Source organism: Streptomyces sp. NPDC102274, from assembly GCF_044766385.1.
Lineage (GTDB): Bacteria > Actinomycetota > Actinomycetes > Streptomycetales > Streptomycetaceae > Streptomyces.
In genome coordinates, this window is the sequence record NZ_JBIWLW010000093.1 from 1 (window position 1) to 7,558 (window position 7,558).

The following is a 7,558-nucleotide window of genomic DNA, read 5'->3' on the forward strand; positions in this document are numbered from 1 at the left end:
GCGTCAACGTCCTGTGGGCCCTCATCCGTGACGGACAGTGCTTTCAACCTGGACTCCAGGTCACAGCAGTTGCTTGACAACGGCATTAGGAGGTGTCACTCCGGAACGCGTAGAGGGTGGTGTCGGATGCGGCATAGACGGTGGTGCCGACGGTCCGCACCAACCACGAGTTCTTGCTCTTGGCTCCGGCGCCGGAGGCCTGGTGCGCCCATAGCGGCTTGCCGTCCGAGGCGCGCAGGACGATGAAGCCCGGGGTGACGGCGCCGAACAGGGAGAGCGCCACCACGGACGAGGAAGCGGCGGGACCCGGGTCGCCGGCGCCCTGGGGGTCGAGGGACAGCGGGCTCGCGGTATGCCACAACTGCTTGCCGCTCCGCATGTCGAGGGCGAAGACTGTGCCCTGGCCGTCCGCGACGTAGGCCCGCTTGCCCAGGACCGTGGTGGGGCTGAGGTTGGTCGTCTCGTTGACGGCGGTCCACCGTGCGCGGCCGTCGGCGGCCCCGAAGGCCTGCACCTTCACGCTGGTGACGAGCAGCGTGTTCCCGTCGGTGGCCAGGCGTGGGTAGGCGCCGGGCGTGACGACGTCCCGGATCGACCAGCGCACCTCGCCGGTACGCAGGTCGAGTCCGCGGAGGGTGCCGTCGTCTTGCAGGAAGCAGGTGTTCCCGTCGGCGTAGGCCTGGTGGTCGCTGCTGGCCACCTTGCGGGACCACAACACCTTCCCCGCGTCGAGGTCCACGGCGCGCACCTTGTAGCCCTGATCGCCGTCGCTGCCGACGAGGGCGACCGAGCCGGTGACGCAGAAGACGTCCTGGATGTGGTCGGGGGAGGAGTAGCCCCCCTCCTCCGGCTCGGTGACCGCGTGGCTGAACTTCAGGGCGCCGTTGCCGTCCAGGCCGAGCAGATAGCCGCGGTCGCCCCAGGCCGTGGCGTACAGCGTCGAGCCCTGGACGCCGAGCCAGTCGGGCTCGCCGTTGACGTCGGACGGCACGCGGGGCTTGGCCGTCCAGCGTTCCTTTCCGGTCGCCGTGTCATAGCCGATGGCGTTCCGCTGGTCCCAGTGCACCAAGGTGTCGCCCAGGACCTGCAGTTGTCCGTTCTCCACGGTTCGCAGCGGGCCCGACCACTGCGGCGCCGGGCCCCCGGGCACCTTGGCGGCGGGCCGGACCGTGGTGCCCGCGCTGCCGCCGCCGCGGCCCGGGGTGCGGCCGGGCTTCGACTGCCACCCGGCCAGAGCCGCGGCGCCCGCGGCCGCCGCCGCGGTGCCGCCGGCCGCGGCGATCCACAGGAAGCGGCGGCGGCTCGGCCCGCTCGGGTTCTCCGTGGCCAGCGGGGTCACGGGCATGGGGGGTGCGGCCACCAGGACGGCGGCGTGCGCCTCCCGTCGGGCCAGGTCCTCCCGCAGGCCCAAGGTCAGCAGCGCGGAAGGTTCGGCGGGACCGAGCGCGGCCAGCACCGAGGTGGTGGGCGGCCTGCGGGCGGGGTCCTTGTCCAGGCAGGCCGCGACCAGCGGACGCAGCGCGTCGGGTACGCCGTCCAGCTGCGGCGGGGCGTGGACGGCCCGGTAGAGGATCTCGGCCGTGCCTCCGGCGCCGAAGGGGCCCCGGCCGGTGGCCGCGAAGACCAGGACGCAGCCGAGGGAGAAGACGTCGGCCGCCGGTCCGGCCTCGCGGCTTGACACGATCTGCTCGGGGGCCATGAACCCGGGTGTCCCGATCACGGCGTCCGTCCGGGTCACCTGCGTCGCGTCCGCCGCCCGGCTGATGCCGAAGTCGATGACGCGGGGCCCGTCCTCGGCCACGAGAACGTTCCCGGGCTTGAGGTCGCGGTGGACGATTCCGGCGGCGTGGATCGCGAGGAGCGCCTCCGCGAGGCCGGTCCCCAGGGCCCGCAGGGCCGGCTCGGGCAGCACGCCGAAGCGACGTACGACATCGTGCAGGGACGGTGCGGGGATGTAGGCGGTGGCCAGCCAGGGCTGCTGGGCGTCGGCGTCCGCGTCGAGCACCGGCGGCGTGAAGAACCCGCTCACCCTCCGTGCGGCGTCGGCCTCGCGCCGGAAACGCCCGCGGAAGTTCGGTGTCTCGGCGTACTCGGGTCTGATGACCTTCAGCGCGATCAGGCGAGACCCCGGTGACCTGGCCAGGAAGACCCTGCCCATGCCGCCCTCGCCCAGGAGCTGGAAGACCTCGTAGGGGCCGATACGGGCAGTGCTCTGCTGCTGGAGGACCTGGCCGGGCGGCTGCGGGACGGTGGCGTGGTGCAGCCGCGGGACCGTGGTGTGCGGCGGCTGCGGGACCGTGGGGTCGCTGCCGCCGTGCGTCGGTGTGTGCACCTCGTCGCTGCGGGCGGTCAGCTCAGCGAGCCGAGTGCGTCGCGGGCGGCGGCGATGGCGGCGGCCTCGGCCTGCTCCTCGGTCTTGCCGGAGTCCGCGGGGGCGTAGTTGTAGCGCACGGCGATGGTGGCGTTGCCCTCGCGGACGAGCACCTGTGCCTCCGCCAGATCCAGCGGCTCCTTGTCGACGGCATGGATGACGTGGGCCTCGTCGCCGAGATCGCCGACCGACCGTGAGTCGGTGGTCGTACGCACCGACTTCGATCCGTTGAGGGCCACCTCCTTGTTCATGTCGTACCTGCCCTCCGCCCCGGAAGAGATCGTGAGGCTGACGTCCAGGCCCACATACGCGCCGCCCGTGCCCCAGGGCATTTCCCACCTCGGCATCCTGGTGATCATCGCCGCTATCTTGCTGTCATCGAACGGCGACGGCACGCACTCGGCTCCGGGCGCGATGTCCGCGATGGTGGACGCCTTGATCAGCTCGCAGCCTTCGGGCGCCTTGGTGAACGCCTTCTCCGCCGCCGGCGGCTTGGCGATGCCGCCCGGCGCACCGGAGGGGCTCCCCGGCGCGGCGCTCTTCCCTTCGTCCCCCGACGTGGCCACGAGCACCCCGACGACCACGGCCGCGGCGAGCGCCGCGCCGCCGCCGATCAGCCAGAGCCGCGTACTGCCCCGCGGTTGCCCCGCGGCCGGGGCGCCGTACTGCGGCGGCGTCGCGGGGACCGGCTGCGACCACGCCGAGGGCGCGCCCGGCGACTGGGACGGGACCGGAGGCGGTGCCTGGCCCGGCACGGGGGGCGGCACCTGCCCCGGGACATGCGCCGCAGGTCCCCATCCCGGTGTTCCCTGCGGGAGCGGCCGGGTGGGGCCGGTCTCCCCGGAGCCCTGCTGGGGGTCCAACTGCGGGGTCTCACTCACGGGGCTGCTCGCTTTCCGTCTGGTTCACGCCGTTGGGTGCGGCAGGGGCCTCGTCCCGTGTGCGGGCCGAGCGCAGGCGCACCGGGGCCCGACACAACTTGCCAAACTCTTTCCCGAAGCGCTGCAATGCCGATGAAATCTTGCTGAAGCAAGAGACTCGAGGGGCTGTGGGGAACATGCGGGGCTTTGAAGTGGGCAAGGGTTCGGCAGATTCGACGGGGCAGCTGCGGCTCGACCTGCTCGGCACGGTCAGAGCCCGCCGCGGCGAGGCGCCGCTCGATCTCGGTCCCGTACGACGGCAGGCGGTGCTGGCAGCGCTGATCCTGCGTACGGAGACACTGGTCACACACCAGCAACTGCTCGACGATGTTTGGGGAGCCGAGCCCCCGGGGACGGGCCGCCGGGTCCTGCCGAGCTACGTCTACCCGCTGCGCAAGGCACTGGACGCGCCAGGCGCCAGGCCTGCCGAGTCGTTGATCCGTGGCGAGCGCGGCGGCTACCGCTTCGTGCCCGGCGGGGCGCGGACGGACATCGGTGAGCTGGCCGAAAAGTCCGTTGGCGCTCAGCGCGCGAAGTCCGCGGGCGACCTCGCCACCGCCCTCGACCACTGCACCCGGGCTCTGAAGCTGTTCCGCGGCGAACCGCTGCCCGGCTTGCCAGGGCCGTTCGCCGACGCCGAGCGGCAGCGCCTTGACCAGCAGCGGCGCACGCTCCACCAGGAGCGGGTGGAGTGCCTGGTGCTCCTTGGCCGATACACGGATGCCCTGGACGACCTCATGGCTGCGCCCATGGCACAGCCGTACGACGAGCCGCTCGCCGCCCTGCGGATGCGCGCGCTGTACGGCAGCGACCGGCAGGCCGAGGCGCTCACCGCTTACCAGGAGATGCGGGACCGGCTCCTCAGCGAGCTGGGGGTGGATCCCGGCGAGGAACTGCGCCGGGTGCACCAGGGCATCTTGCGCCAGGACGACCTGCTGCTGCTCGGCCGGGCGGAGCGGCAGCGCGCGGACGGGTCCGCGCCCGCGCCCGAGCGTCCCCGGCCACGGCGGAACGAACTCCCCGGCGACACCGCCTGCCTCGTCGGCAGGGAGGCGGAACTCGCCCTGCTCACCGCGCCCGTGTCCACCGGGGCCGTGTCTGTGCTGGCCGTGGATGGCACGGCGGGCGTCGGCAAGACCGCGCTGGTGGTCCGCGCCGCCTGGACGCTCCGCGACCAATACCCGGACGGCTGCCTGTTCGTGGACCTGCACGCACACGGCGCCGCCCACGAGAGCCTCCGCCCGCAGCGGGCGCTGCACCGGCTGCTGCGCGCCGTCAAGAGCGCGGACGGCGATGTGCCGGATGACCTGGACGAGCTGGTCACGGCTTGGCGCGCGGCCACGAGCTCACTGCGGCTGCTCCTGGTCGTGGACGACGCCCGCAGCGCGGAGCAGGTGCGCCCGCTGCTGCCCGCCGGTCCGGGCAGCAGGGTGCTGGTGGCCGGCCGGCAGCGCCTGTCCGGACTCGACGCCGACGTGCGGCTCGCCGTGGAGCCCCTCAGCACGGGCGAGGCGGTCACGCTGCTCACACACCTCCTGGGCGAGGCGCGCGCCGAGCGGGAACCGGAGGCCGCGCATGAACTCGCCCGGCGCTGCGGCGGTCTGCCTCTGGCGCTGCGTATCACGGGGGCCCGGCTGCAGAACCGTCCGTCCTGGACGCTGGCCCACCTGGTGGGCCGGATGTCGGTCGACGAGCGCCGCCTTGGCGAGTTGCAGGTCGAGGACCGCAGCGTGGAGGCCGCCTTTCGGATGTCCTACGACCAGCTCACGCCCGAACTTCGGCGCGCGTTCCGCGTGTTGGGCCTGTCGCCGACCGCCGGGTTCGACGGGCTCACCCCTGCTGTCATGCTGGGCCGTTCCCGCGAGGACACCGAGGAGCTCCTGGAGCGCCTGGTCGACGCGAGTCTGCTGCAGCAGCCGCAGCCCGGCCGCTACCGGCTGCACGATCTCGTACGGGACCACACGCGTCGCCTCGCCGCCGTGGCGCCCGAAGAGGCCGCCGCGGACCGCGTCGCCGTGCTGCACCTCTACACGGCCGCCGGCCGGATCACCAGCGACTGGGGCCCCGAGGGCTTTCCGACCGGCCCGGACGTCTCCGGCTCGCCCTTCCCCGACTGGCTGGACGCCGCCGCGTGGCTGGACGCCGCGGGCGGTGAACTGGTCGACGTGGTGGCCTACGCGGCCGCCGCCGGGGAGCGTGACCACGCCTGCTGGATCGCCGAGGGCCTGGCCGACCTCCTGGTCCGCCAGGGCCGCTACCACGAGTGCCGGGCGGCCCTGGAGCTCGCGCTGTCCTGCGCGGACTTGGCGGCCGACCGGCGGATGCCCTCCTCGTTGCGGAACTGCATGGGCATTGCCCACATCTACCAGGGGCGATTCCGGCAGGCGCACGCCTGGTGCACCGACGCGCTGTGCATCGCCCGCCGTCAGGGCGACCTGCGCGAACAGGCACGCGCGATGGCCGGGTTGGGCGCCGCGGAGCGGGCGCTGGGCCGCACCGCGGAGGCGGTCGCCCATCTGAGCGAGGTGGTGGAGCTGGCGGCCCGGCTCGACGACGACTGGCTGGCCGGGATGTCGACCTGCAACCTCGGCGCCATCTACGACCAACAGGGGCGGCACGAGGGGGCACTCGCGTACTACGCCACCTCCCTCGCCTTCGCCGAGAAGATCGGCCGGCCCAGGATGATCAGCAAGACCCTGTGCTTCGCCGCCGAGGCCCACCTGGCGCTCGGCCGGCACGTGGAGGCCAGGAGCCTGCTGAGGCGGGCGGCCGATCTGGCCCGGGAGGTCGGGGACCTGCAGCTGCGCGCGGTGAGCCTGTCCCTGCTCGGCGCTGCGGAACACAGTCAGGGAGACCTGCACTTGGCCGTCGCCCTCCACCACGAGGCCCTGTCCACACTCACCGAGCACACGAGCACGGCGCTGGAGAGGGAGGTCCGCAGCCGTCTCGGGAATACCTATGCGGCGGCGGGCCGCCGCGCCGAGGCACAAGAGCAGTTCCGGATCGCCCTCTCCCTGGCCGGAGCCGAGGAACGGAGGTCTCCCTCTCCTCGTGGCGTGGAGTCCGTGACCGCAGAGGAAGTGGGGATTCACGGGGTCCAAGCAACTCGTCTGCAAACCTGAGTTCCGTGAGGGTGCTGTACGCATCCAAGCAGCCCGGTCGCGCACCGCGCCCCCCTGTGGTCCTCCCACATCCTCCGGCCCGGCCGGCCGGCCCGGCCGGTCGCTTGCTTGCTTCAGCAGGATTTCATCGGCATTCCAGCGCCTCGCGATTGGGTTTGCCACGTCATGCCGGATCCCGGGCCAACCGTCTCACGCCGGCTCTGGATGCCATCCCGAGCGCACCAGCCCCATCTGAACAGGGAGTGAACTGAACGTCCTGTCACGCGTCCTCGGGTACTCCGGCGAGCGCGGGCCGACGCAGATGAGGATCGGCGGGGCGATCTTCGTGGGAGGCGTAGATCACAGGGGTTCCTCGTCGGCCAAGGGCGGACGCCCTGACGTCGTTCGAGTGCACTACGGGTGCCGTCGATCAGCCCCTCGCGACGTGGAAGTGACGCCACGGCAGCACAGCAACACATCAAGAGAGGACCTAGCACTATGTCGCACATGAATAGCTCGCCCGGCACACAGCCCACCCGCCGCACTGGGCGATGGGAACGCTACCGGGTCACCCACCCGTTCTCCGCCCAGGACCAGGCCGGCCTGTGGGGGTCGATCATCGGCGTCGTGGCACTCGCCGCACTGCTCGGCTGGGCACTCGACATGAAGGGCGGCGTGGTCATCGTCGCGGCGGTCCCCTTCATCATCTCCTGGTTCGAGCAGCGACGCACGGCGTTCCAGTTCGACGCGGCCGGTGTGCGGTTCGGCAACGTGTTGCTGCCGTGGACCGACGTCACCCAGTTCGTCGTGGCCACACCGCCGAACGCCCGGCACGCGTTGATCGGTGCGCGGCTGCGTCCTGGCGCGACCTTGCCGACCGGCGCCATCGTTCCGCAGCAGAACCCGGCCATGCCCGCGCCGATCCACGTCGCGGTTCAGCGGCCCAAGTTCGATCTGGCGAAGATGGTCCGCAAGGCGCGCAAGTACGCCCCGCCGCACATCCAGATCGTGGTCGCCGAACCGTCCGGCGAACGCGTCGCGGCTTAGTACTCCAGTTGCAGTTCTCCATATGCCCTGGTCAAGGGGCCCTTTCGGAGTCTAGTTGGCTGACGGACCGTCAGAGTGGCGGTGGTTCGTTACTCACCCGATCGGGGTGCGTGCGACGC

At 72.2% G+C, this 7,558-nt stretch carries 4 protein-coding genes; 2 read left to right on the forward strand and 2 right to left on the reverse strand.

Features of this window, described 5'->3' with window-relative positions:
- Positions 1-85 precede the first annotated feature (85 nt).
- Both ACIRQP_RS41615 and ACIRQP_RS41620 read right to left on the reverse strand, forming a co-directional pair.
- Positions 86-2,332, reverse strand: coding sequence for a PQQ-binding-like beta-propeller repeat protein (locus ACIRQP_RS41615; RefSeq protein ID WP_403900570.1), 2,247 nt, complete (start codon positions 2,330-2,332; stop codon positions 86-88).
- 17 nt (positions 2,333-2,349) lie between these two features.
- The gene (locus ACIRQP_RS41620; protein ID WP_403900572.1) at positions 2,350-3,252 is read right to left on the reverse strand and encodes a hypothetical protein; all 903 of its coding nucleotides are present in this window, start codon (positions 3,250-3,252) and stop codon (positions 2,350-2,352) included.
- A gap of 176 nt (positions 3,253-3,428) precedes the next feature.
- On the opposite strand from ACIRQP_RS41620, the gene ACIRQP_RS41625 reads away from it, so the two are divergent.
- Together ACIRQP_RS41625 and ACIRQP_RS41630 are read left to right on the forward strand one after the other, a co-directional pair.
- A complete protein-coding gene (locus ACIRQP_RS41625; protein ID WP_403900574.1) occupies positions 3,429-6,413 on the forward strand; it encodes a BTAD domain-containing putative transcriptional regulator in 2,985 nt (994 codons plus the stop codon).
- Between the two features lie 486 nt (positions 6,414-6,899).
- Complete coding sequence (locus ACIRQP_RS41630; RefSeq protein WP_403900576.1) at positions 6,900-7,439, forward strand: hypothetical protein; 540 nt, start codon at positions 6,900-6,902, stop codon at positions 7,437-7,439.
- Positions 7,440-7,558: the final 119 nt, after the last annotated feature.